Annotated in this window: 22 protein-coding genes; 5 read left to right on the forward strand and 17 right to left on the reverse strand. The window is 68.6% G+C overall.

What is annotated here, in order from left to right; translation table 11 throughout:
• Nucleotides 1-10 precede the first annotated feature (10 nt).
• The 17 genes from pyrF to mpl all read right to left on the reverse strand — a co-directional run bounded on the left by pyrF (nt 11) and on the right by mpl (nt 18,607).
• Nucleotides 11-838 (reverse strand): orotidine-5'-phosphate decarboxylase, encoded by an 828-nt coding sequence (pyrF, locus tag MBR110_RS14355; protein ID WP_011883240.1) that lies wholly within the window; start codon nt 836-838, stop codon nt 11-13.
• A gap of 39 nt (nt 839-877) precedes the next feature.
• Nucleotides 878-1,939: an aldose 1-epimerase gene (locus MBR110_RS14360; protein WP_014722427.1), complete on the reverse strand. Its 1,062-nt coding sequence runs from the start codon at nt 1,937-1,939 to the stop codon at nt 878-880.
• 73 nt (nt 1,940-2,012) lie between these two features.
• A complete protein-coding gene (locus MBR110_RS14365) occupies nt 2,013-2,810 on the reverse strand; it encodes an SDR family NAD(P)-dependent oxidoreductase (protein ID WP_181709104.1) in 798 nt (265 codons plus the stop codon).
• A 23-nt stretch (nt 2,811-2,833) separates the two neighbouring features.
• On the reverse strand, nt 2,834-3,850 hold the full coding sequence (araH, locus tag MBR110_RS14370; protein ID WP_011883237.1) for an L-arabinose ABC transporter permease AraH: 1,017 nt from the start codon (nt 3,848-3,850) through the stop codon (nt 2,834-2,836).
• 79 nt (nt 3,851-3,929) lie between these two features.
• Nucleotides 3,930-5,441, reverse strand: a complete 1,512-nt coding sequence (gene araG / locus MBR110_RS14375; RefSeq protein ID WP_014722425.1) for an L-arabinose ABC transporter ATP-binding protein AraG — start codon at nt 5,439-5,441, stop codon at nt 3,930-3,932.
• Nucleotides 5,442-5,516: 75 nt separating this feature from the next.
• Complete coding sequence (locus MBR110_RS14380) at nt 5,517-6,512, reverse strand: arabinose ABC transporter substrate-binding protein (protein ID WP_059455097.1); 996 nt, start codon at nt 6,510-6,512, stop codon at nt 5,517-5,519.
• A gap of 111 nt (nt 6,513-6,623) precedes the next feature.
• Nucleotides 6,624-7,403 carry an SDR family oxidoreductase gene (locus MBR110_RS14385; protein WP_060091223.1) on the reverse strand — a complete coding sequence of 260 codons (780 nt, stop codon included), beginning with the start codon at nt 7,401-7,403 and terminating at the stop codon, nt 6,624-6,626.
• Nucleotides 7,403-8,080 (reverse strand): 2-dehydro-3-deoxy-6-phosphogalactonate aldolase, encoded by a 678-nt coding sequence (locus MBR110_RS14390; RefSeq protein ID WP_011883233.1) that lies wholly within the window; start codon nt 8,078-8,080, stop codon nt 7,403-7,405. The genes MBR110_RS14385 and MBR110_RS14390 overlap by 1 nt, the downstream gene beginning before the upstream one ends.
• Before the next feature lie 13 nt (nt 8,081-8,093).
• Nucleotides 8,094-9,119: a 2-dehydro-3-deoxygalactonokinase gene (locus MBR110_RS14395; RefSeq protein ID WP_060091225.1), complete on the reverse strand. Its 1,026-nt coding sequence runs from the start codon at nt 9,117-9,119 to the stop codon at nt 8,094-8,096.
• Nucleotides 9,116-10,015 (reverse strand): IclR family transcriptional regulator, encoded by a 900-nt coding sequence (locus MBR110_RS14400; protein ID WP_011883231.1) that lies wholly within the window; start codon nt 10,013-10,015, stop codon nt 9,116-9,118. The genes MBR110_RS14395 and MBR110_RS14400 overlap by 4 nt, the downstream gene beginning before the upstream one ends.
• Before the next feature lie 333 nt (nt 10,016-10,348).
• Complete coding sequence (locus tag MBR110_RS14405; RefSeq protein WP_059461829.1) at nt 10,349-10,747, reverse strand: EF-hand domain-containing protein; 399 nt, start codon at nt 10,745-10,747, stop codon at nt 10,349-10,351.
• Between the two features lie 66 nt (nt 10,748-10,813).
• Nucleotides 10,814-12,424, reverse strand: a complete 1,611-nt coding sequence (locus tag MBR110_RS14410; protein WP_034194173.1) for a S10 family peptidase — start codon at nt 12,422-12,424, stop codon at nt 10,814-10,816.
• 426 nt (nt 12,425-12,850) lie between these two features.
• The gene (gene mtgA, locus MBR110_RS14415; RefSeq protein ID WP_014722419.1) at nt 12,851-13,588 is read right to left on the reverse strand and encodes a monofunctional biosynthetic peptidoglycan transglycosylase; all 738 of its coding nucleotides are present in this window, start codon (nt 13,586-13,588) and stop codon (nt 12,851-12,853) included.
• A gap of 14 nt (nt 13,589-13,602) precedes the next feature.
• Nucleotides 13,603-14,469, reverse strand: a complete 867-nt coding sequence (gene aroE / locus MBR110_RS14420) for a shikimate dehydrogenase (protein ID WP_059735996.1) — start codon at nt 14,467-14,469, stop codon at nt 13,603-13,605.
• A complete protein-coding gene (locus tag MBR110_RS14425; RefSeq protein ID WP_059735994.1) occupies nt 14,466-16,574 on the reverse strand; it encodes an RNB domain-containing ribonuclease in 2,109 nt (702 codons plus the stop codon). Before MBR110_RS14425 ends, aroE begins: the two co-directional genes overlap by 4 nt.
• Before the next feature lie 81 nt (nt 16,575-16,655).
• On the reverse strand, nt 16,656-17,225 hold the full coding sequence (locus tag MBR110_RS14430) for a YqiA/YcfP family alpha/beta fold hydrolase (protein WP_059463871.1): 570 nt from the start codon (nt 17,223-17,225) through the stop codon (nt 16,656-16,658).
• Nucleotides 17,222-18,607 carry a UDP-N-acetylmuramate:L-alanyl-gamma-D-glutamyl-meso-diaminopimelate ligase gene (gene mpl, locus MBR110_RS14435; RefSeq protein WP_045578542.1) on the reverse strand — a complete coding sequence of 462 codons (1,386 nt, stop codon included), beginning with the start codon at nt 18,605-18,607 and terminating at the stop codon, nt 17,222-17,224. Before mpl ends, MBR110_RS14430 begins: the two co-directional genes overlap by 4 nt.
• A gap of 222 nt (nt 18,608-18,829) precedes the next feature.
• Between mpl and MBR110_RS14440 the strand changes: the two genes are divergently transcribed.
• From MBR110_RS14440 to accC, 5 genes are all read left to right on the forward strand, one after another.
• A complete protein-coding gene (locus MBR110_RS14440) occupies nt 18,830-19,474 on the forward strand; it encodes a UDP-N-acetylmuramate--alanine ligase (RefSeq protein ID WP_014722418.1) in 645 nt (214 codons plus the stop codon).
• Nucleotides 19,475-19,481: 7 nt separating this feature from the next.
• Nucleotides 19,482-20,054 (forward strand): TlpA family protein disulfide reductase, encoded by a 573-nt coding sequence (locus MBR110_RS14445; protein WP_034194177.1) that lies wholly within the window; start codon nt 19,482-19,484, stop codon nt 20,052-20,054.
• Between the two features lie 194 nt (nt 20,055-20,248).
• The gene (gene aroQ, locus MBR110_RS14450) at nt 20,249-20,701 is read left to right on the forward strand and encodes a type II 3-dehydroquinate dehydratase (RefSeq protein ID WP_034194178.1); all 453 of its coding nucleotides are present in this window, start codon (nt 20,249-20,251) and stop codon (nt 20,699-20,701) included.
• A 64-nt stretch (nt 20,702-20,765) separates the two neighbouring features.
• Nucleotides 20,766-21,239, forward strand: a complete 474-nt coding sequence (gene accB, locus MBR110_RS14455) for an acetyl-CoA carboxylase biotin carboxyl carrier protein (protein ID WP_011883219.1) — start codon at nt 20,766-20,768, stop codon at nt 21,237-21,239.
• Between the two features lie 84 nt (nt 21,240-21,323).
• Nucleotides 21,324-22,691, forward strand: a complete 1,368-nt coding sequence (gene accC, locus MBR110_RS14460) for an acetyl-CoA carboxylase biotin carboxylase subunit (protein WP_011883218.1) — start codon at nt 21,324-21,326, stop codon at nt 22,689-22,691.
• The last annotated feature ends 1 nt before the right edge of the window (nt 22,692 follow it).

The following is a 22,692-nucleotide window of genomic DNA, read 5'->3' on the forward strand; positions in this document are numbered from 1 at the left end:
GCCGGCAAGGTCAGCGATACGCGTTGATCGCGTCGCGCGTCTTCTGAGCGGCAAGCGCGGCGGCTTCGGCGAAATCCTCGTCGCGGCTCGCGTACAGGATCGCGCGCGACGAGTTGATCATCATCCCCGTGCCGTCGGCGGTGCGGCCCGCGGTGACGGTCGCCTGCACATCGCCGCCCTGCGCGCCGATGCCCGGAATCAGCAGCGGCATGTCGCCGACGATCCCGCGCACGACCTCGATCTCGTTCGGGAACGTCGCGCCGACCACGAGGCCGAGCTGGCCATTCTTCGCGTTCCACTTGTTCGCGGCCAGATCGGCGACGACCTGGTACAGCGGCCGGCCATTGGTGTCGAGGAACTGCAGGTCGGAGCCGCCCGGGTTCGACGTGCGGCACAGCACGATCACGCCCTTGCCTTCATGCTCGAAGTACGGCTCGACCGAGTCGTAGCCCATGTACGGATTGACCGTGACCGCGTCCGCGCGATAGCGCTCGAACGCTTCGCGCGCGTACTGCTCGGCCGTGCTGCCGATGTCGCCGCGCTTCGCGTCGAGGATCACGGGCAGGCCCGGATGCTGCAGATGGATATGGGCGATCAGGCGCTCGAGCTGGTCTTCCGCGCGATGCGCGGCGAAGTACGCGATCTGCGGCTTGAACGCGCTCGCATACGGCGCGGTGGCGTCGACGATCTGCCGGCAGAATTCGAAGATCGCATCGGGCTGGCCGTCGAACTGCACGGGAAAGCGCGACGGCTCGGGATCGAGGCCGACGCACAGCAGCGAATTCGTGCGCTGCCACGCGGCGCGCAGCGATTCGATGAAAGTAAGCGGGGAAGACATGGCGGATACTCGCGGCAAACCGTTGGTAGACCGCGTATTTTACCCGCGTCGCCAGCGCGCTTCGCGCGCGGCCGCGTCGACCCGCGCATCGGTGCGCGCGACGGTGAACGAAAAGCGCCGCGTGAGCCGTTCGCCGGGCGCGAGCAGCGTCATCCCGTGCGCGGCCGCGCCGCCCGGCAGGTTCACCGCATTGATCGGATGATCGACCGGCTCGAAGCAGAAGAAATCCTCGCCGGGCGGCGTGTACAGCACATACGCGTCGACGTCGGCGGCGATCGTCAGCGACAGCGCGCGGCGCGGCCAGCTGATCGTCGCGTGGCCGCCCCAGCCGGTGAACGCGTGATTGACGAGCGTGGGCGGCAGCGGATACGCGACGCCGAACTGCCATGCGGGCGGCACGCTCACGTGCCGCACCGGCAGGAAATCGGCGCCCGACAGCCACAGTCCGCCGGCGGCGGCGGCCAGCTCGGTCGTGTCGTCGCGCACCACGAACGGATGCAGGCCGAGCCCGAACGGCAACCGCGCGCGTCCGGCGTTCTCGATCGACAGCGCGATCGACAGCGTCGCGTCGTCGAGCTCGAACGACTGGATCGCCCGGAACGCATACGGCGCGCCGCTCGCGCGGTCGAGCGACAGCTGCAGCGACGTGGCGGTCGCGTCGTCGACCTGCCACCGCGCGAGCCAGCCGTCGCCGTGAATCGGCAGCGGCTCGTCGCGCCGGTTGCGCGGCACCGCGACGTTGCGCCCGTCGCATTCGAAGCGGCCGTTGCCGATCCGGTTCGAGTAAGGCAGCAGCGGATAGCACGCGAGCGCGTTCGGATCGGTCGCGCTATCCGGCTGCTCGCAACGGCGGAACACCGGCACCGCCACGCCGTGATCGCCGCGCCAGTCGAAGCGCGCGATGCCGCCGCCGAGATGCGGCAGCACGTCGAGCCGCAGCAACGCGTTCGACAGCGTGACGGCCGCCGCATGCGCGGCGCCGACGCCCTGCGCGAACGCGGCGGTCTGCGGGCCGGCGCTGACCGGCTGCGCGGCGGCAGCCAGGCGCGCGCGGCGCGTCTGGCTCGTGGACGACGATGCGCGCGAGGGCGTGGCAGTCATGTCGAACTCCTTTCCTTCGTCGATGAAACGATACGGCGCGCTCGCGCGGCGCCGTGCGAACGCGACATCGCAATCAGGCCCAGCCGCCGTCGACCACCACGTCCTGCGCGGTGATCATCCGGCTGTCGTCGGCCGCGAGAAACAGCGCCATGCGCGCGAGATCGTCCGGCAGCAATTCGGCGTCGATGCACTGGCCGGCCTTGATCGCCGCGCGGCCCGCGTCGTCGAGCCACAGCCTGCGCTGCTTGTCGGTCATCACCCAGCCGGGCACCAGCGAATTCACGCGGATCCCGAACGGCCCGAGATCGCGCGCGAGCCCGCGCGTGAGCCCCTGCACGGCCGCCTTCGCCATCACGTAGACGGGATAGCCGCCGTTCTTCAGCATCCAGCTGATCGAGCCGAGATTGATGATCGCGCCGCCGCCCTGACGCTTCATGTCGTCGATCACGGCTTGCGCGGCGAAGAACTGGTGACGCAGGTTCACCGCGATGCCGGCGTCGAACGACGCGGGCGTCACGTCGGCGATCGCGTGGCGCGCATCGTTCGCCGCGTTGTTCACGAGCACGTCGATCGCGCCGAGCCGCGCGCGGATCGCGTCGATCGTGCCGCGCAGCGCGTCGATGTCGGTCAGGTCGCACGCGACGAACAGCGGCGCGTGGTGTACCTCGGGCTCGCCGGCGAGGCGTTCGGCCAGCGCCACGCCCGCCTGCGCGTCGAGATCGACGAACGCGACGCGCGCGCCCTGGCGCGCGAAGTGCTCGACGAACGACGCGCCGATGCCGGTCGCGCCGCCCGTGATCAGCACCGCGCGATCGGCGAGGCTCGGGTAGCGCGCATAGCGCGCGTGCTGCGCGGAAGTGTCGAGAGTCATGCGGATCGTCTCCGTGGAATCGGTCAGTCGCGTACGCCGCGGTTCTTCAGCTGGTCGAGCAGCACGGCCGCGAGCAGGATCGCGCCGCGCACCAGGTACTGATAGAACGCGTCGATGTTCAGCAGGTTCATCACGTTCTCGACCGTGCCCATGATCAGCACGCCGATCACGACGCCCGAGATCGTCGCGCGGCCGCCCATCAGCGATACGCCGCCGAGCACGCACGCGGAGATCACGTTCAGCTCGAAGCCCTGCGCGGCGTTCGGCTGGCCCGACGTGATGCGCGACGCGAGGATCACGCCCGCGAGCGCCGTCACCGCGCCCTGGATCAGGAAGATGTAGACGCGCGTGCGCTCGACGTTGATCCCGGCGAGGCGCGACGCCTCCGGGTTGCCGCCGATGGCGAGCGTGTTGCGGCCGTACACGGTCTGGTTCAGCAGCACGCCGAACACGATGAAGCACAGCAGCGTGACCCAGATCGGCAGCGACACGCCGAACAGCGACAGCCCGCCCAGCGCGATGAAGGTATCCGACGACACGCCGACCGCCTGCCCCTTCGACACGATGAAGCCGAGCCCGCGCACGATCTCCATCGTCGCGAGCGTCGTGATCAGCGCGTTGATGCGCAGGTACGCGATCACCGCGCCGTTCACGAAGCCGATCGCCGCGCCGGCCGCGACCGCCGCGACGATCGCGACCAGCGTGTTGTCGGTCGCGTTCAGCACCATCGCGCACAGCACGCCGGAGAACGCGACGGTCGAGCCGATCGACAAATCGAAGTCGCGCGACGCGAGACAGAACATCATCGTGCACGCGACCATCCCGATCTGCGAGATCGACAGCGCGAGGCCGAGCATGTTGTCGATCGAGAAGAAGTGATCGACCGTCAGCGACATCGTGATGAACATCACCGCGAAGATCGCGATCAGGCTGTATTCGGTGAGGTGCTGCCACCACTTCTGGCGATCGCTCTGCTGCGGCACCAGCGCGTCGGCCGACGGCTTCACGGCTGCGCTCGCGAGGTTTTCCCTGACTTGCATGGTTGTGTCTCCTGCTCCTGCTTCGCGCGGCCCGTGCCGCGCGTGATCGATTCGAATGTCCCGGCCGCGTGCGGCCGCCTCAGGCCGCCTGCGCGGCGCTCGTCTGCGGCAGAGCGAGGCTCAGCACCGCATGCTCGTTCGCGCGCTCGCGCGGCAGCTCGCCCGCGATGCGCCCTTCGCGCATCACGACGATGCGATCGGACACGCCCAGCACTTCGGGCAGCTCCGACGACACCATCACGATCGCGCAGCCGCGCTCGGCAAGCCGGTAGATCACGTCGTAGATCTCGTGCTTCGCGCCCACGTCGATGCCGCGCGTCGGCTCGTCGAGGATCACGACCTTCAGGTCGGGCTCCGCGAGCCAGCGCGACAGGATCGCCTTCTGCTGATTGCCGCCCGACAGGAAGCGGATCTTCTGCCGGCGGTTCGGCGTCTTGATCTTCAGCCGCTGGATGAAGCGGTCGGCCGTTTCGATTTCGGTCTTGCGGTCGATGAACAGCCCCGCGCGCAGCGAATGGCGGCGGCAGCTGATGTTGATGTTCTCCGCGACCGACGCCATCGCGATGATCCCTTCCTCCTTGCGGTCCTCCGGACACAGCACGATGCCGTGACGGATCGCGTCGCCGGTGCGCTTCACGTCGATGCGCCGGCCGTCGAGCGTCAGCACGCCCGCGCGCCGGCGGTCCGCGCCGTACACGAGCCGCATCAGCTCGCTGCGTCCCGCGCCCACCAGCCCGAAGAAGCCGACGATCTCGCCCGCGCGCACCGAGAAGCTCGCCGGCTCACGCAGCGCCGGGCCATCGACGCCTTCGGCCGAAAACCGCACGTCGCCGAGCGCGCGCGGCGCGTAGTGGTAGATGTCCGCGATCTCGCGCCCGACCATCTCGGCGACCAGCCGCTCGCGCGGCACGTCGGCAAGCGCTTGGTGCGACGCGATCTTGCGGCCGTCGCGGAAGATCGTGCATGCGTCGCAGAGCCGGTAGATCTCGTCCATCCGGTGCGAGATGTAGATCAGCGCGCGGCCCTGCGCGCGCAGATCGTCGACGAGCTTGAACAGCACTTCCGTCTCGCGATGCGACAGCGAGCTGGTCGGTTCGTCGAGCGCGATCACGCGCGCGTTGCGCATCAGCGCCTTGCAGATCTCGACCATCTGGCGCTGCGCGATCGACAGCCGCCCGAGCTTCGCGTCGGGGTCGAGATCGACGCCCATCGCGGCGAGCCGCTCGCGCACGTGGCGCTTCGCCTCGCCCTTCTTCACCCAGCCGAGCGCGTTCGGCAGCCGGCCGAGCAGCAGGTTCTCCGCGACCGTCAGGTCGGGCACGTACTGCAGTTCCTGGTGAATCACCGCGATGCCAGCCGCGATCGACGCGGCCGCACTCGAAAAATGCACGGGCTGGCCGTCGACCAGCACGCTGCCCGCATCGGGCTGGTATTCGCCGCCGAGAATCTTCAGCAGCGTCGACTTGCCCGCGCCGTTCTCGCCCATCAGGCCATGCACCTCGCCCGCATGCACGTCGAACGAGATGCCGTCGAGTGCGCGCACGCCGGGAAATACCTTGCCGATATTGTCAAAACGCAGTGCCGCTGACACGTCGTCTCCCCACTTCCAGATCGATCGATCGCCGGCCGCCGCATCGCCGCGGCGGCCGGCATCCCGCTTGCTCGCTTACTTCGACGCGAGCCCCATCTCCTCGCGCACCTTCGCCACGTTCTCGCGCGTCGCGAGCATGCCCGTCGTCAGCGTGAGCGGCGGCGGCGCCTTGCCCTGCGTGATCCACGCGTACATCAGTTCCGAGGTTTCCTCGCCGTGGCGCTTCGGGCTGATGATCACGGTGCCGTAGAAGCCGGTCGGCTGCGGCTTCTTGAACTCGTTCAGCGCCGACTCCGAGCCGCCGATGCCGATCCCGATCATGTTGTCGGCCTTGAAGCCGCGCCCTTCGGCCGCGCGCACCGCGCCGAGCACGGCCTCGTCGTTCAGGCCGTAGGCGACCCAGTGCTTGAACTGCGGGTTCTTGGTGAGCGCGATGTTCGCCGCGTTGAACGCGTTCTCGGTGTCGGTCTTCGCCTGCGGCGCGGCGATCACGTTGGCCTTCGGGAAGCCGGCGGCGACCAGCGCGTCGGTCGCGCCGCTCGTGCGGTCGTGCGCGGTCGGCAGCTGCTCGTAGGTGATGTCGATCGCGCCGACTTCCTTCATGTTCCAGCCGCGCTTCTTGATCTCCGCCGCGATGCCGTCGCCGACCTGCTTGCCGATGTTGTACGCGGAGATGCCCATGTGCGGCACCGATTCGATCGGCTTGCCCGCGCCGTCGACGAGGCGGTCGTCCACCGTCATCATCTTCAGGTTGTGCGACTTCGCCTTGGCGACGATGCCCGGCCCGAGCTTCACGTCGGGCGTGCAGATGATGAAGCCCTGCGCCTTCTGCGCGGACAGGTTGTCGATCGCGCTCATCACCTTCTCGCCCGACGGCGCGCCGATCTTCACGAGTGTGAAGCCCTTGTCCTTGGCGGCGATCTCGGCGAACTTCCATTCGTCCTGGAACCACGGCTCTTCCGGCTGCTTCACGAGGAAGCCGATCTTGACCGGATCGGCCGCCTGCGCGAGCGGGCTGCCGATCACCACCGCGGCCGCCGCGGCCAGCGTTACGAAGGTTCTGCGTTTCATGTCCAGTGTCTCCTTGTCTTCATCGAACGGGATGCAGCCGCTTGTTGGTTTCGACGCAGCGTGCGCGCGGCCGTCGCACGTGCGGTCTTTCGAATCGTTACGTCAGGCGCCTCAGTCGTGGTACAGCGCCGCGCGCCCGCCGTCGACGGTGATGCACGTGGCATTGATGAACGGCGCCTCGTCGGACGCGAGGAACACGGCCGTCATCGCGACTTCGTCCGGCTGGCCGATGCGCTTCATCGGCTGCAGCGCGAGCGTCTGCGCGCGCGCCGCCGCCGGGTCGTCCTGCGCATCCCACCAGTCGCGCGTGAGCTGCGTGTCGATGTAGCCGGGCGCGATCGCGTTCACCCGCACGTTGCGCGCCGCGTATTCGATGCCGAGCGCACGCGTGAGCCCGAGCACGCCGTGTTTCGCGACCGGGTACGGAAAGCAGCCCGGAATGATGCTGAACGCATGCGTCGACGCGATGTTCACGATGCAGCCGCGGCCACGTTCGACCATGCCCGGCAGCGCCGCGCGGCAGCCGTGCCACACGCCGTCGAGGTCGACCGCGAAGCAGCGGCGCCAGTCGTCGTCGCTCATCGTCAGCGGATCGGCGAACACGTTGATGCCCGCGTTGTTCACCAGCACGTCGAGCGGGCCGAATTCGGCTTCGGTCCGCGCCAGCGCAGCGCGCACCGAGTCCTGGCGCGTGACGTCCGCATGCAGTGCGAGCACGCGCGCGCCGTCGACCTCGGCGGCGATCGCGGCGGCGGTGCGCTGCGCGTGCTCGACGTCGACGTCGAGCAGCGCGACGCACGCGCCCTCGCGCGCGAACGCATGCGCGATCGCCGCGCCGATGCCGCGTGCCGCGCCCGTCACCGCGGCGACCTTGCCGGCCAGCCGCGCCATCACGCGGCTCCGCCGCGCGCCGCGCGCAGGCCGGCCTGGAACGCGCGCGCGTTCGCGGCCGTCGCGTCCGCCGTCTGGCCCGGCCGATACAGCGCCGAGCCGAGCCCGAAGCCGTTCGCGCCGGCCGCCAGGAACGGCTGCATGTTGTCCGGCGTGACGCCGCCGACCGGAATCAGCGGCACCGCGCGATCGATCACCGCGCGCCACGCCTTCACGACCGGCACGCCGAGCTGCTCGGCCGGGAACATCTTCAATACGTCGGCGCCGTTGGCGAGCGCGGCGAACGCCTCGGTCGGCGTCGCGACGCCCGGCGCGCTGGCGAGGTCCAGCTCGCGCGCGCGGCGGATCACGGCGGCGTCAGAGTGCGGCATCACGATCAGCGCGCCGCCCGCGTCGCGCACGCGCTCGACGAACTCGGCGCGCAGCACGGTGCCTGCGCCGACGATCATGTCGTCGGGCAACGCGCGGCGCAGCGCGGCGATGCTGGCGAACGGTTCGGGCGAATTGAGCGGCACCTCGACGATCCGGAAGCCGGCTTCATGCAGCGCGAGCCCGTGATCGACGGCTTCCGCGGGCGTGATGCCGCGCATGATGGCGATCAGCGGACACGCGTCGAACGCACGCATCAAGGCGGGGTGCGGCGTATACGGTGCGGGCAGCGTGAGGTCGGACGGCATGGACGGTTCCTCTTCAATCGGTTCGTTGGTCGGCGCCCGCGTGCTCGCCGTCGGCGCGCACCAGCCCGGCGCGCGCGGCGATCCACCACAGGCCGCGTTCGGTCGCCTGCGCGACGACGCGCGCATGGGTGCAGCCGAACCCGCGCAGCGCATCGACGTAGCGGGCGCACAAGCCGTCGTCGCCGATCAGCAGCAGCGGCTGGTTCGCGAGCGCGACGCCGCGCTCCGCGAGCATCGCGTCGAGCGCATTCAGTTCATGGCCGATCAACAGGCCGGACAGGTAATCGCCCTGCGCATCGGGCGCGAGCCGCCCGGTCAGGCCGAGCGTGCGCGTGCTGAAGACGGTCGCGAGCAGCCCCGTGTGCCGCGCGCCGCGCGCGACCGCGACGCCGCGCTCGAACGCCGCGCGGTCGGACGACGCGCTCGCGCGCATGGTGCGGCCGAGGATCGTGTGATCGCGCAGCGCCGCGTACAGCTCGCCGGTCATGAAGGTCTGGAAGCGCTCGATCAGCCCGTCCTTCACCCACGCCCACTTCGCATGCGTGCCCGGCAGCCCGATCAGTACGCCTGAACGATCGGCATCAAGCAATGGATCGTTCGCGAGTGCGCCGAAGATCTGGGTTTCCTCGCCGCGCATCACGTCCGGCAGTTCGCCCGTCGCGATCACGCCCGGCACGATCGCCACCGTCGTGCCGCGCGCGGTGCTCACCGTGACGAGGCCGGCGACGAGCGCATCGGCGCCGGCCGGCACCGCGACGTACGGCGCCTCGCGCCAGCCCTGCGCGCTGCCGACCATCCCGGCGGCCAGCACCGGCACGCCGGGCGCGCGGTCGAGCCAGTCACCGCACGCCTCTTCGAACACGTCGTCGAACGCGCGCGCGCCGTCGGCGGGCACGTGCATCACGCCTGCCGCGCGGCTGCGCGTGTCGATGAGCGCGCCGTGCGCGTCGAACAGATAGGCGCGCAGCGACGTCGTGCCCCAGTCGAGCGCGATCAGCGACGGTGCGGAGTCCGGAGCGGTCCCGGTCGAATTGGTCATCGTTTGATCCTGCGGGTACCCTGCGGCGGGCTCCAGCCCAGCTCCGCGGAAATGGCTCGCGCTTCGCGCTGCACGAGCGGAATCAGTTCGTCCATCCGGTCGTGCGGCATGTACGGAATCGTGCTGGCAACCGACACGGCCGCCACGATCGCGCCCGATGCATCGCGGATCGGCGCGGCCACGCAGCGGATCGACGCCTCGTTTTCCTCGAGGTCGAACGTGTAGCCGCCGGCCGCGTAGTGCGCCATGCGCTGCAGGAACGCGCTCGTCTCCGGCCGGTTGTCCGGCTTGAAATTCACGCCGGCCAGCGCGCGCCGCGCGGCTTCGAACAGCGAGCGCCACAGGTCCGGGTCGAGGTCGAGCATCATCGCCTTGCCGATGCCGGTCGACGCGAGCGGCATCCGGTGGCCGACGCGCGAACGCATTTCCAGCCCGCGCGTGCCGGGGATCTTGTCGATGTACAGCACGTCGTCGCCGTCGCGCACGCCGAGATGGATCGTGTCGAGCGTCGCTTCGGCGAGCGCTTCGAGATGCGGGCGCGCGACCGCCGTCAGCGGCATCTGCTCAAGGGCGATCGTGCCGAGCTCGATCAGCTTCGGCCCGAGCAGATAGCCGCCCTGCACCTGACGCAGGTAGCGCGCCTGCACGAGGCTGCTGACGAGACGGTGCGTCGTGCTGCGCGTCGTGCCGAGCGCGGCGCCGATCGAACGCATGTCGCGCGCGCCGTTCGCGATCGCTTCGAGGATCGCGAGGCCGCGCAGCAGCGTCTGCGTGCCGGCCTGCTGCGCGGCGAGGTCGAGCGGCGTGCTGGTCGCGCCGATGCTGTCGGTCAGCGGCGCATCGTCCGGCGTCGCGCGCCGGGCGTCGAGAGCAAGGGTGTCGGGCATGTTGGTCATGGAGCGGGCTTCGTCAACGGAATCGGTGAAGCCGCCGTCGCGACGCGCAAGCGAGCGCGGGCGTCGCGGCGACGCGGCAGTCGATGCACCGAGGAAAGCGCCCGGCGAAGGTCATGGAAGGTGTCTCCGTATGCGTCGGGCGCCGCGCGGTGCGTGGGTCCGAAGCTGTCGATGTGCTTCGGATTGTAGGAGCGCACGCACTCGTCTCCAATATTTGAATGCGTTGTCCAGATAATGAGAAGTACGCGCCGCCGTGCTGCCGGCGGCGCGATGCGCACGGGGGCGGAGCCCGCGCACCGCAGGCTCCGCCCCCGTTGTTCGCCTGCGCCGCGCTTACTGCTGGCTCGTGCTGCGCGCCTGCATGTAGCGCTGCACGTCGGCGAACGACACGCGGCCGCTGCCGCTCGCATCGATCTGCCGGAAGTGGTTCGCGACGTAGCCGAGGCCGGCCGCGCGCGCCTGCGCTTCGGTGATCGAACCGTTGTTCTGCGTGTCGGCCGCGCCGAACTGCCGCGCGAGCTTGCGCACGACCTGCGCGTGCAGCGCGGCGCCGGTGGTCTGCGTGCCGGCGGTCGGCTTGCGCGCGGCCGGCGGCACGTACGGATCGCCGAGTTGCGCCTGGCGGGCCCGCGCGGGCGCGGCGGCCTCGCCGGCCTGCGCGAATGCGGCAGCGGTTGCTGACGCCGCCGCGCATGCGAGCGCGACGGCCACCACGAGGAAACGTTTGTTCATGTCAGGCTCCAGTCTGGAATGAGGTGTCGTCGACGGCCGGCGCCGTGCGCCGGCCCGCACATCGCATCAGTGCGCGGCCGCGCCGTAGAAAGTCACGAGGTCGGCTTTCTCCTGCGGACGCGACGTGTCGTCGAGATAGACCATGTGCCCGCCCTGATAGTCCTTGATCGTCAGGTTCGGTTGCGTGCCGAGCCGCGCGAGGTCGAGCTCGGTCTGATAGAACGGCGTCGCGATGTCGTGATAGCCGTTCAGCGACAGCACCTTCAGCGACGGATTCAGCGTCAGCGCGGTCGCGAGATCGGGAATCGTGTCGGGCATCGCGAGGCCGTCGTGGGTCCAGTCCCACGTCTGGATCGCGTCGCTGCTCACCGAATACGCGGACTGCGCGCTGTACTTCAGCACGTTCGGCAGGTAGCTGCCGATCGTGTCGGTGAACGGCTTCGTGATGAAGGTGCTCGACGGATCGCCGTCCGCCGCGAGCGGACTCGACGACGGCACGTTCACGCGCGCGTCGTAGCGGCCGATCAGCGTGCCCGGGATCAGCGACACCTGGAAGCTGTTGTCGAAGAAGGTCGGCACCACGTTGAAGTCCGCGTTCCACAGCGCCTGCTTGACGCCGGTAGCATTGACCATCGTCGTGACGAGCGACGACGGCGGCGGCGTATGGCTCGCGAGATACGCGTTCACCGCGGGCGCGTAGCTGCCGGCGGTGAGCAGGCGCATCTGGTCCGCGTACTGCGGCAGGTTCGACGGGTTCGGATTGTCGAGCTGGTAGTACGCGCCGACGGTGCCGTAGGACGGCACGAAGCCCGCGCAGCTCACCGGGCTCGCGCCGTTGTTCGAGTTGCCGACATAGTCGCTCGCCATGTCGCAGTTGGTGTTGTAGTTCAGGATCGACGACTGCAGCACGATGCCGTCGAGCTTCACGCCGGCCGTCTCGAGCAGGTTCGCGAGCACGTCGGTGCGCGGCGTGCCGTACGACTCGCCGAACAGGTATTTCGGCGAAGCGTTGCGCTGGTTCACCGTGAGGTAGCGCGTGACGAAGTCGCGGAATGCGCCGGCGTCCTGATCGACGCCCCAGAACGTCTGGTTCGTGTTCGGCGCGATCGCCTCCGAGAAGCCGGTGCCGATCGCGTCGACGAACACGAGGTCGGTGGTGTCGAGCAGGCTCTCCGCGTTGTCGACGAACGGAAAGCTCGACGTGTTCGCGTTCGGATCGCCGGTCTGAATCCGCTTCGGGCCGAACGAGCCGAGATGCAGCCACACCGATGCGGAGCCGGGGCCGCCGTTGTACAGGAACGTGACCGGACGCTTCGCGGCGGGCTGGTTGTCGGCGGTGTAGGCGACGTAGAAGAACGACGCTTCGGGCGCGCCCGTCTGCGGATTGCGGGCGACGAGGTGACCGGCGCTGGCCGTGTAGCGGATGGTCTGGCCGTTCAGCGTGATCTGGTGATGGGTGACGGCGGCCTTTTCGACCGCGGCGGATGCGTCGAGCGACGCGCTCGCGCTGGACGAATAGCTGTTCGGATCGTTGTACGGCTGGTCCGTCTGGGCGGCGGGATCGGCCGAACTGGCGGCGCCTGCTGCGGCCGACGACGTCACGTCGTCGTTGCAGGCCGTCAGAATCAGCGAAGAGAACACGACCCCCAACAACAGCTTCGCTTTGCTCGCTGGCATCGTTGCTTTCCTTCTCTCGAATGTTTTTTGTGTCGAGCAGCCCGGTAAGCCGCCCCCCGCCTCGCTTGCGGCCGATGAGCCGAGGCGCTGGCCAATATACGCGAGCGTTCCGGCTTTGAAAAATTTGGAAATATTCGACCGAAGTTCGGTGCAGCGCACACCTTTCATCAACGCTTCGATTACCGAACTGTCCGGTTTCGCGCAGCTTTCAACGGCGTTCGCGCTGCGGACAAACTAGGAGAGGCGCACGGATTGCGTGCGACGCCCGCAACGAACGTCGCGGTGCGGAGGAGATTGCTCGGAAAAGCGAAATAGACGGATTCGTCTAACGGATTGCGCCCGGCCTACCGGCGGCCTGCTTGCGCTGCGCCGCAGCATCGGCGCATGAACGCCATGAGCGGCGCTGCGGCGGCGCGAGCGCGCCGCTTACTGCGATTGCGGAAGCTCGGCCGCGCCCATCCGGCGCGCGATGATTGCGGCGCGCTGCGCCTGATAGGCCGAGCCGCGATGCGCGTCGAACCAGCGCGGCTTCGGCAGCATCACCGCGAGGCGCGCCGACTGCCACGCGCCGAGCCGGCTCGCGGGGATCCGGTAGTAGTAACGGGCGGCGGCCTCGGCGCCGTAGACGCCGCGGCCCCATTCGACCGAATTCAGGTAGATCTCGAAGATGCGCTCCTTGTCGAGCACCGTTTCGAGCATCCACGTGATGATCAGCTCCTGCCCCTTGCGGATGTAGCTCTTCTCGCGCGACAGGAACAGATTGCGCGCGAGCTGCTGCGTGATCGTCGAGCCGCCGGCGACGATGTGGCCGCGCGCCTTGTTCTTCTCCCACGCCTGCAGGATCGCGTCGACGTCGTAGCCGTTGTTGGTCGCGAAGGTCGCGTCCTCCGATGCGATCAGCGCGCGCTTCAGGTTGCGCGAGATCTGGTCGTACGGCACCCATTGATGCTGGATCTGCGCAGGCGGCTTGTCGTGCGACAGCCACCATGCGTCGGTGCGCATGAACGCGGTCGAACCGGGGTTGATGAACGACCACAGCGCGATCTGCACCAGATAGAACAGCTGCGTCGCGAGCCACGCGCCGGCGAATACCGAGCCCGCATAGACGATCCAGCGGGCCAGGCCCACCGTGCGCGTGCGCTGCGTACCGCTTGCCGCCACCATCTGCCGCGCCCCGTTCAGCCCGCCGCGAGCGCCTGGCGCAGCGCGGCCAGCACCGGCGCGCCGTCCGGCCGCACGCCGCGCCAGATGTAGAACGATTCGGCGGCCTGCTCGACCAGCATCCCGAGCCCGTCGGCCGTGCGCGCGCCGAGCGACGCCGCGTGCTGCATGAACACCGTCGGCTGCGCGCCGTACATCATGTCGTACGCGAGCGTGTGCGGCCCGAACGCGGCCGGGTCGCACGCCGGCAGCGCCGCGTCGAGGCTGCCGGCCGTCGCGTTGACGATCACGTCGTACGGTTCGGCGCGCACGACGTCCGGGCCGCCGCCCGACAGCACGCAGCCCGCGTCGTGCGCGGCCTGCGCGAACTGCCCGACCAGCGCCTCGGCCTTGCTCGCGGTGCGATTGACGATCGTGATCGACAGCGGCGCGCGCTCGAGCAGCGGCAGCACGACGCCGCGCGCGGCGCCGCCGGCGCCCAGCAGCAGGATCCGCGCGCCGGCGAGCGACACGCCGAGATTCGACTCGATGTCGCGCACGAGGCCGACGCCGTCGGTGTTGTCGCCGAAAATCCGGCCGTCGGCATCGATGCGCAGCGTGTTCACGGCGCCCGCGGCTGCCGCGCGCGGCGACAGCGTGTCGGCGAGCGCATGCGCGTCGAGCTTGAACGGCACCGTCACGTTCGCGCCGCGGCCGCCTTCGGCGACGAACGCGCGCACCGCCGTCTCGAAGCCGTCGACCGGCGCGAGCCGGTGTTCGTAGACGAGCGCCTGGCCCGTCTGCGCGGCGAACTGCGCGTGGATGAATGGCGACTTGCTGTGCGCCACCGGGTTGCCGAACACCACGTAGCGGTCTGCCCCGCTCGTCGACGCCGTCGCGCTCATGATGCGCGCCCCGGTGCGCTTTCCGGCTCGCTTTCGTGCTCGCCGCCGGTTGCGGCGTCGCCGCCTTCGGCCGCGGCGCCGTCCGATTCGGCCAGCGCCTCGGCTTCCGATTCCGCCGACGCATCCTGCGCGTCGACCAGCGTGTCGTCGCCGCCTTCGCCTTCGGCGTCGTCTTCTTCGTCGGCCCCATCGCCGCTCGTCACGGTCGGCGCGTCGAGCACGCTCAGCGGCCGCACCGACGCCTCGATCGTCAGCTCGTCGAGCGACATCACCTCGAGCAGCACGCGCGTGCCGCGCGCATGCACGCCCAGCCCCGGCACGTGCAGCAGCAGCGGAATTTCCTCGAGGCGCACGAGATCGCCCTTCACGACGCTCGCGACTACCTGCTTCTTCTGCTCCTGCGCGAGCCAACGCAGGCACCAGAAGTATTCCATCCGGCGCTGGTAGTCGGCGTAGGCGCTATAGGTGTCGTCGAAGCCCTGCACGACCGCGTACAGGTCGGCGTCCTTCGGCTTGAACGGCGCGGCGAGCTTCGCGGTGACGCCGTGCTGCACGCAGGCGAGCAGCTGCCACTGGTTCACGAGGTCGACGTAGCGGCGCAGCGGCGACGTGCTCCACGCATACTGCGCGACGCCGAGCCCTTCGTGCGGCGCGGCCGTCGTCTGCATCCGCGTGCGCTTCGGGCCCGGCGCGCCGAAGCCGCGCTGCGAGCGGTAGATGCCCGGCACCGTGTGATCGTGCAGGAACGCGCCCCAGGTCGAGTTCGCGAGGATCGCCAGCTCCGACACGATGAGGTCGAGCGGCGAGCCGCGGCGGCGCGGCGTGATCGTCACGTGCTCGCCTTCGACGTAGAAGTTGTAGTCGGTATTGCGCTGCACCTCGCGCTTCAGGCCGTAGCCCGCGCGCGCGACCTGGCGCTTCTCGAACAGCGCCTGCGCGAGCGGCCACAGCACCGCGATGTCGTCCTTGTGCGGGTAATCGCCGGTGCCGGCCGCGAGCGTCTCCTCGTTGACCAGCTCGTCGAGCGTGTTGTGGCGCAGGTTGTTCTTCACGTACACGAGCTCGGCGCGCGTCTCGTTCGCGACGATCTCCTGCGTATCGCGATCGACGATGATGTACAACGACAGCGCCGGGCGGTAGTCGCCCTCCTTCAGCGTGAAGACGTCGACCACGTCGTCCGGCAGCATCGTGATCTTGTCGCCCGGCATGTAGACCGTCGACAGACGCGCGCGCGCGATCGCGTCGACCGCGTCGCCGCGCACGATGCCCAGCGCCGGCGCCGCGATGTGTACGCCGATCCGCACGCGGCCGTCTGCCAGATGCTCGACCGAGAACGCGTCGTCGATTTCGGTCGTCGTGATGTCGTCGATCGAGAACGCGTTGACGTCCGCGCGCGGCAGGTCGTCCGGCAGCGGGCCGACCGCGACGGGCGGAAAGCCCGTGCCGTGCGGGAAGAACTCGGCGAGAAAGCGCGCCTCGTGCAGCGCGCGGGCGGACTCGATGCCGCCGCAGTCGAGCATCAGCCGCGCGGGCGACACGCCGCGCGCCCCGGCCGCCGCCTCGAGCGCCTTGTATTCGATCGAATTCTTGTCCGGTCGCGTCAGCAGCGCGAGCACCTTGCCGGCGAACGCTTGCGGCAGCTTGCCTTCCTTCAGCTCCTCTTCGTACTGCGCCTGCACCAGCGCCTGCTGGCGCTTGCGCTCGAGCGACGCGAGCGCCATCTTCAGCTGCTCTTCCGGCGCGCGCTGATATTGGCCGCGGCCCTTGCGGCGGAAGTACACGGGCGAGCCGTGCAGCCGCAGCACCAGCGCCGCGCGCTCGACCGGGCCGTAGCCCGCGCCGAAGTATTCGGCGGCCAGCGTCGTATAGGCGAATTCCTCCGCCGGCGCGCATTCCCACAGGAAGTCGAGGTCGATCTGCTGCGCAGCCGTGTCGGCTTCCTGCATCAGCTCGCTCGCGGCCGGCTTCTCGAACTCGATCAGCACGTCCTTTGCGCGCACCTTCGCGCGCCGCCCGCCGGGCAACTCGACCTGAAACGCGTCGCCCTGGCGCGACAGCACGCTGCCCGCCTTGAAACTGCCCGATTCCTCGAAGAAAACGTTCACTCAGTACTCTCGTTCAGACTGCCGGGCGCCGCATCGGCGGCGCCGGATGATGATGGAAATTCGATCGGCATGACGCCGGATTCAAGACGTTTTTTGATCGCAAAAGGCGAGAACGTCGTCGACGTAGTCGGCAAATTCGCTGATCCCGTGATCGCTGCCTTCGATCACGCGGGTTTTTGCGCCCGGGTAATGGGCGAGCATTTCGCGGTAGTCGAGCACGTCGTCGCCGGTCGCCGCGAACAGATAGTAGCGTTCGGGCCGCGAAATCGCCGGCACGCGCAGCGCGTCGAGCTCCTGCAGATGGCGGCGCTCGACGACGATCGACCCGCCGCCGTGCCACAACGGCTGCTCGCCGAGATACTGTTCGAGATCGCGTTGCGGGACGATCGCCGGGTTCAGCAGCACCGCCTTCCAGCCGTGCCGTTCGGCGAGCCAGGTCGCGTAGTAGCCGCCGAGCGAGCTGCCGATCACCGTCACGTCCTGCGCGCCGGCCACCGCGGCCTCGGCGACGGCGATCGCCTCGAGCGGCGACACCGCCAGCGACGGACAGCGCCACTCCGCCGTGCGGCCCAGCGCCGCCATGCGCGCGGCCAGCAGCCGCGACTTCTGCGACTCCGGCGACGAGCGGAAGCCGTGCAGGTACAGGATCACGCGCGGCTCCCGAGCGCGTCGAGCAGCTGCTGGTGCACGCCGCCGAAGCCGCCGTTGCTCATCACCAGCACGTGGTCGCCCGGGCGGGCGGCGGCGGCGACGGCCTTCACCAACAGATGCAGGTCGTCGAACGCGTGCGCCTTCGCACCGAGCGGCGCCAGTGCGTCGCCGAGGTTCCAGCCGAGCGCGTCGCGCCCGCTCGGCGCGCCGTAGCCGAACACGAGGTCGGCATCGGCGAGGCTGGCCGGCAGCTGCGCCTTCATCACGCCGAGCTTCATCGTGTTCGAACGCGGCTCCAGCACCGCGAGGATGCGGGAATGTTCTCGGCCGATGCGCGCACGAAGGCCGGCGATCGTGGTTTCGATCGCGGTCGGATGGTGCGCGAAGTCGTCGTAGACGGTCACGCCGTCGACGCTGCCGCGCACTTCCATGCGCCGCTTCACGTTACGGAACGATGCGAGCGAGGCGGCCGCCTGCGCCGGCGGCACGCCGACATGGCGCGCGGCCGCGATCGCGGCCAGCGCGTTCATCCGGTTGTGGTCGCCCTGCACCTGCCACGCGACTTCGCCGACGCGCTGGGCCTGTGAATACACCGCGAAGCGCTCGTCCACCGGCACGCCGTCCTCGGCCGGCAGCGCCTGCCAGCCGCCGTCGACGCCGAAACGCTCGACTTCGCTCCAGCAGCCGCGCGCCAGCACGCGCTCCAGCGCGTCGGAACGGCCGTTCGTGACGATCCGGCCGACCCGCGGCACCGTGCGCACTAGGTGGTGGAATTGCGTTTCGATCGCGGCGAGATCCGGGAAGATGTCGGCGTGATCGTATTCGAGATTGTTCAGCACGGCCGTGCGCGGCCGGTAGTGGACGAACTTCGAGCGCTTGTCGAAGAACGCCGTATCGTATTCGTCGGCTTCGATCACGAAGAAGCTCGAATCGGTCAGCCGCGCCGACACGCCGAAGTTCAGCGGCACGCCGCCGATCAGGAAGCCCGGATTCAGGCCGGCGTCTTCCAGCAGCCACGCGAGCATCGACGAGGTGGTCGTCTTGCCGTGCGTGCCCGCGACCGCGAGCACCCATTTGCCGGCCAGCACGTGTTCGCCGAGCCATTGCGGGCCGGACACGTAAGGCAGGCCGCGATCGAGGATCGCCTCCATCAGCGGGTTGCCGCGCGTGACGACGTTGCCGATCACGAACAGGTCGGGTTTCAGGTCGATCTGCTCGGCGCCGTAGCCTTCGATCAGCGTGATGCCCTGCGCCTCGAGCTGCGTGCTCATCGGCGGATAGACGCCCGCGTCGCAACCCGTCACCGTGTGGCCCGCCTCGCGCGCGAGCACGGCGAGACCGCCCATGAAGGTGCCGCAGATGCCAAGAATGTGGATGTGCATAGATGAATGCTTTCGCGCCGCCGGGCGCCGTCGATTCGGAAAGGGACGTGTGCGGCATGCCGGACGCGCCGTCCGGGCCAGCGCTTTCGCCGCGCCACAAAGATCGTCATTGTAACTGACGGCCCGGGCCGAACGACGGCGCGCGAGGCCGTCCGGCGCGGCGGGCGGCACGCAGCCGCACCGCGGTCTGCCGCGGCGGCGATCGAGTATGATTGCCGGATCATGTCTCGCAAACCTCTTGTCGATCCGCGGCGTGCCCGCGAGGAAATCGCCCAGTCCGCCGCCCGCCTGATCGCGGAGGACGGCCTCGATTACGCCAGCGCGAAGCGCAAGGCCGCCCGCCAGCTGTTCGGCGATACGCGCGTTGCGGGCGAATGGCTGCCCGATAACGACCTGATCGAAGAAGAACTGCGCGAATACATCGCGTTGTTCCAGAGCGATACGCAGCCCGACGAGCTCCGCCGGCTGCGCGAAGCGGCGCTCGACTGGATGCGCCGGCTCGCCGAATTCAATCCGTACGTGACGGGCGCGGTGCTGAACGGCACCGCGAACGCGCATTCGGACATCCATTTGCAGATATTCACCGACAACCCGAAGGACGTCGCCATCTACCTGCTGAACCAGAACGTTCAGTACGACGTGTCCGAGACCCGGCATTTCGCCGGTCGCGCCGACGTCGAGACGCTCAGCTTCCTGTGGCGCCCGCGGCGCGACATGGACGCCATCGGCGTGCACGTCGCGCTCTATGCGAGCGACGACCTGCGCGGCGCGGTCAAGGCCGACGCACGCGGGCGCGTCGCGCGGGCCGACGCCGCCGCGTTGCGCGCGCTGCTCGAAGCCGGCGACGCGCCTTCCGAACCGGAATGATTCCACGATGATGATGAAACGCATGTTGGCGGTGGCGCTCGTCGCGGCCGCGGCGATCGGCGGCGGGCTCGCCGCCGGCCATTGGTTCCGCGGCGGCAGCGCCGACGACGGTGTGGCGGCCGCCACATCGGGCTCATCGGCCGCGCCGGCTCCGTCCGGCAGCCCGGTCGAGCAGCTGTGGGCCGCGGCGCTCACCGATGTGGACGGCAAGCCGGCGACGCTCGCGTCGTTCAAGGGCCAGAAGGTCGTGGTGAATTTCTGGGCATCGTGGTGCGGCCCGTGCGTCCAGGAGATGCCGGAACTCGTCGCGCTGTCGCATCAATATAAGGAGAAGGGCATCCGCTTCATCGGAATCGGCGTCGACTCCGACCAGAACGTGAAGAACTTCCTGCAGAAGGTGAAGGTCGACTATCCGGTATTCGTCAGCGGATATGCGGGTGCCGATCTGGCGCGTAATTTCGGCAATACGGCCGGTGCGCTGCCGTTCACGGTGGTCATCGACCAAACGGGCAAGATCCGCGAAACAAAATTGGGGCAAATCCAGCCCGCCGAGCTCAAAAAGACCCTCGACGCGTTGTGACATGCGCGAATGGGCGCCCGCACGTTCGCGGTGTTTTGCAGGTCGATCGCCGCAGTTTCACCGGAATTCGCGAATACTTCGCTTAGCTCCCGGTAATTCTTGCAGGCCCGGCGCCGTTGGCCGTTCGGCAAAACTAGACAAATTTCTCTAAATAGCGCTAAAGTTCGCGCAATTCCGCAGAAATAGAAGCGACCATGACACGATTGCTGGTGCTGCACGGCCCCAACCTGAACCTTCTCGGCACCCGGGAACCGGAGGTGTACGGCCGCGTCACGCTCGCGCAGATCGATCAGGCGCTTGCCGCGCGGGCGCAGGCTGCCGGCGCCGAACTGTCGTCGTTCCAGAGCAACCACGAAGGCGCGCTCGTCGACCGCATCCAGGCCGCGCGGGAGGAACAGACCGATTTCATCCTGATCAATCCGGCCGCGTACACGCATACGAGCGTCGCGATCCGGGACGCGATCGCCGGCGTTGGCATCCCGTTCGTCGAAATTCATTTGTCGAACGTGCACCGCCGCGAAGCGTTCAGGCACCACTCCTACTTTTCCGACCAGGCCGAAGGCGTGATCTGCGGGCTCGGCTGGAAAGGTTATCTGTACGCGCTCGAATACGCGCTCGACAAGCTGCAAGGCGCGTCGCGCGGCTGATTTCGCGATCTAGATTCAGCGCCGGTCTGACCGGCGCTTTCACGTATTGAAAGGGGAACTCCCGATGGATCTTCGTAAGCTGAAAACTCTGATCGACCTCGTCTCCGAATCCGGCATCTCCGAGCTGGAAGTGACGGAAGGCGAAGGCAAGGTGCGTATCGTCAAGAACGCGCCGCCGGTCTATGTCCAGCCGACGGGCGGATTTGCCCCGCAGGTCAGCGCCCCGGCCCCGTCGGTCGCGCTGCCGGCCGAAGGTGCGGCAGCCGCACCGGCCGCAGGCGCCGCGGCGCCCGCCGTGCCGCAAGGCCACGTCGTGACGTCGCCGATGGTCGGTACGTTCTATCGCGCGCCGTCGCCGGGCGCGGATCCGTTCGCGCAGGTCGGCGACACGGTCAAGGAAGGCCAGACGCTGTGCATCATCGAAGCGATGAAGCTGCTGAACGAGATCGAGTCGGACAAGGCCGGCGTGATCAAGGAAATCCTCGTCGAGAACGGCCAGGCCGTCGAATACGGCCAGCCGCTTTTCGTGATCGGCTAAGCCCGCCGCGCGGCCGTCCGGCCGCGCGCCGCCGATGCTCTCCAGGCGCCGCTCGCGCGCCCCTCGAAGAGACGAATACTCGCTATGTTTGAAAAAATCCTCATTGCCAACCGCGGTGAAATCGCGCTGCGCATTCAGCGCGCGTGCCGCGAACTCGGCGTCAAGACGGTGGTCGTCTACTCGGAAGCCGACAAGGAAGCCAAGTACGTGCGCCTCGCGGACGAAGCCGTCTGTATCGGCCCGGCCCCGTCGAACCTCAGCTACCTGAACATGCCGGCGCTGATCAGCGCCGCGGAAGTCACCGACGCCGAAGCGATCCACCCCGGCTACGGCTTCCTGTCGGAAAACGCCGATTTCGCCGAACGCGTCGAGCAGTCGGGCTTCACGTTCATCGGCCCGCGCCCGGACACGATCCGCCTGATGGGCGACAAGGTCACGGCAAAGCAGACGATGATCAAGACCGGCGTGCCGTGCGTGCCGGGCTCGGAAGGCGCGTTGCCGGACGATCCGAAGGAGATCGTGAAGATTGCGCGCGCAATCGGCTATCCGGTCATCATCAAGGCGGCCGGCGGCGGCGGCGGACGCGGCATGCGCGTCGTGCACACCGAGGCCGCGCTCGTGAACGCGGTCAACATGACCCGCGAGGAGGCCGGCCGTGCGTTCGGCAACCCGCAGGTGTACATGGAGAAGTTCCTCGAGAACCCGCGCCACATCGAGATCCAGGTGCTGTCGGATGCGCACAAGAACGCGATCTGGCTCGGCGAGCGCGATTGCTCGATGCAGCGCCGTCACCAGAAGGTGATCGAGGAAGCGCCGGCGCCGGGCATTCCGCGCCGCCTGATCGACCGCATCGGCGACCGCTGCGCGGACGCTTGCAAGAAGATGGGCTATCTCGGCGCCGGCACGTTCGAATTCCTGTACGAAAACAACGAGTTCTACTTCATCGAGATGAACACGCGCGTGCAGGTCGAGCATCCGGTATCGGAGCTGATCACCGGCGTCGACATCGTGCAGGAACAGATCCGCATCGCGGCCGGCGAGAAGATGGCGCTGCGCCAGCGCGACGTGCAGTTCCGCGGACATGCGATCGAATGCCGGATCAACGCTGAAGATCCGTTCAAGTTCACGCCGTCGCCGGGCCGCATCACGTCGTGGCATACGCCGGGCGGGCCGGGCGTGCGCGTCGACTCGCATGCGTACAACGGCTATTTCGTGCCGCCGAACTACGACTCGATGATCGGCAAGCTGATCACCTACGGCGCGACGCGCGACCAGGCGATCCGCCGGATGCGGATCGCGCTGTCGGAAATGGTCGTCGAAGGCATCCAGACCAACATCCCGCTGCACCGCGAGTTGATGATCGATTCGAAGTTCGTCGAAGGCGGCACCAGCATCCACTACCTCGAACACCGGCTCGCGCAGAAGCAGCAGGTCGCACCGGAAGAAGCGTAAG

It is taken from the genome of Burkholderia sp. MBR-1, assembly GCF_013822785.1.
Taxonomy (GTDB): Bacteria; Pseudomonadota; Gammaproteobacteria; order Burkholderiales; family Burkholderiaceae; genus Burkholderia; species Burkholderia vietnamiensis.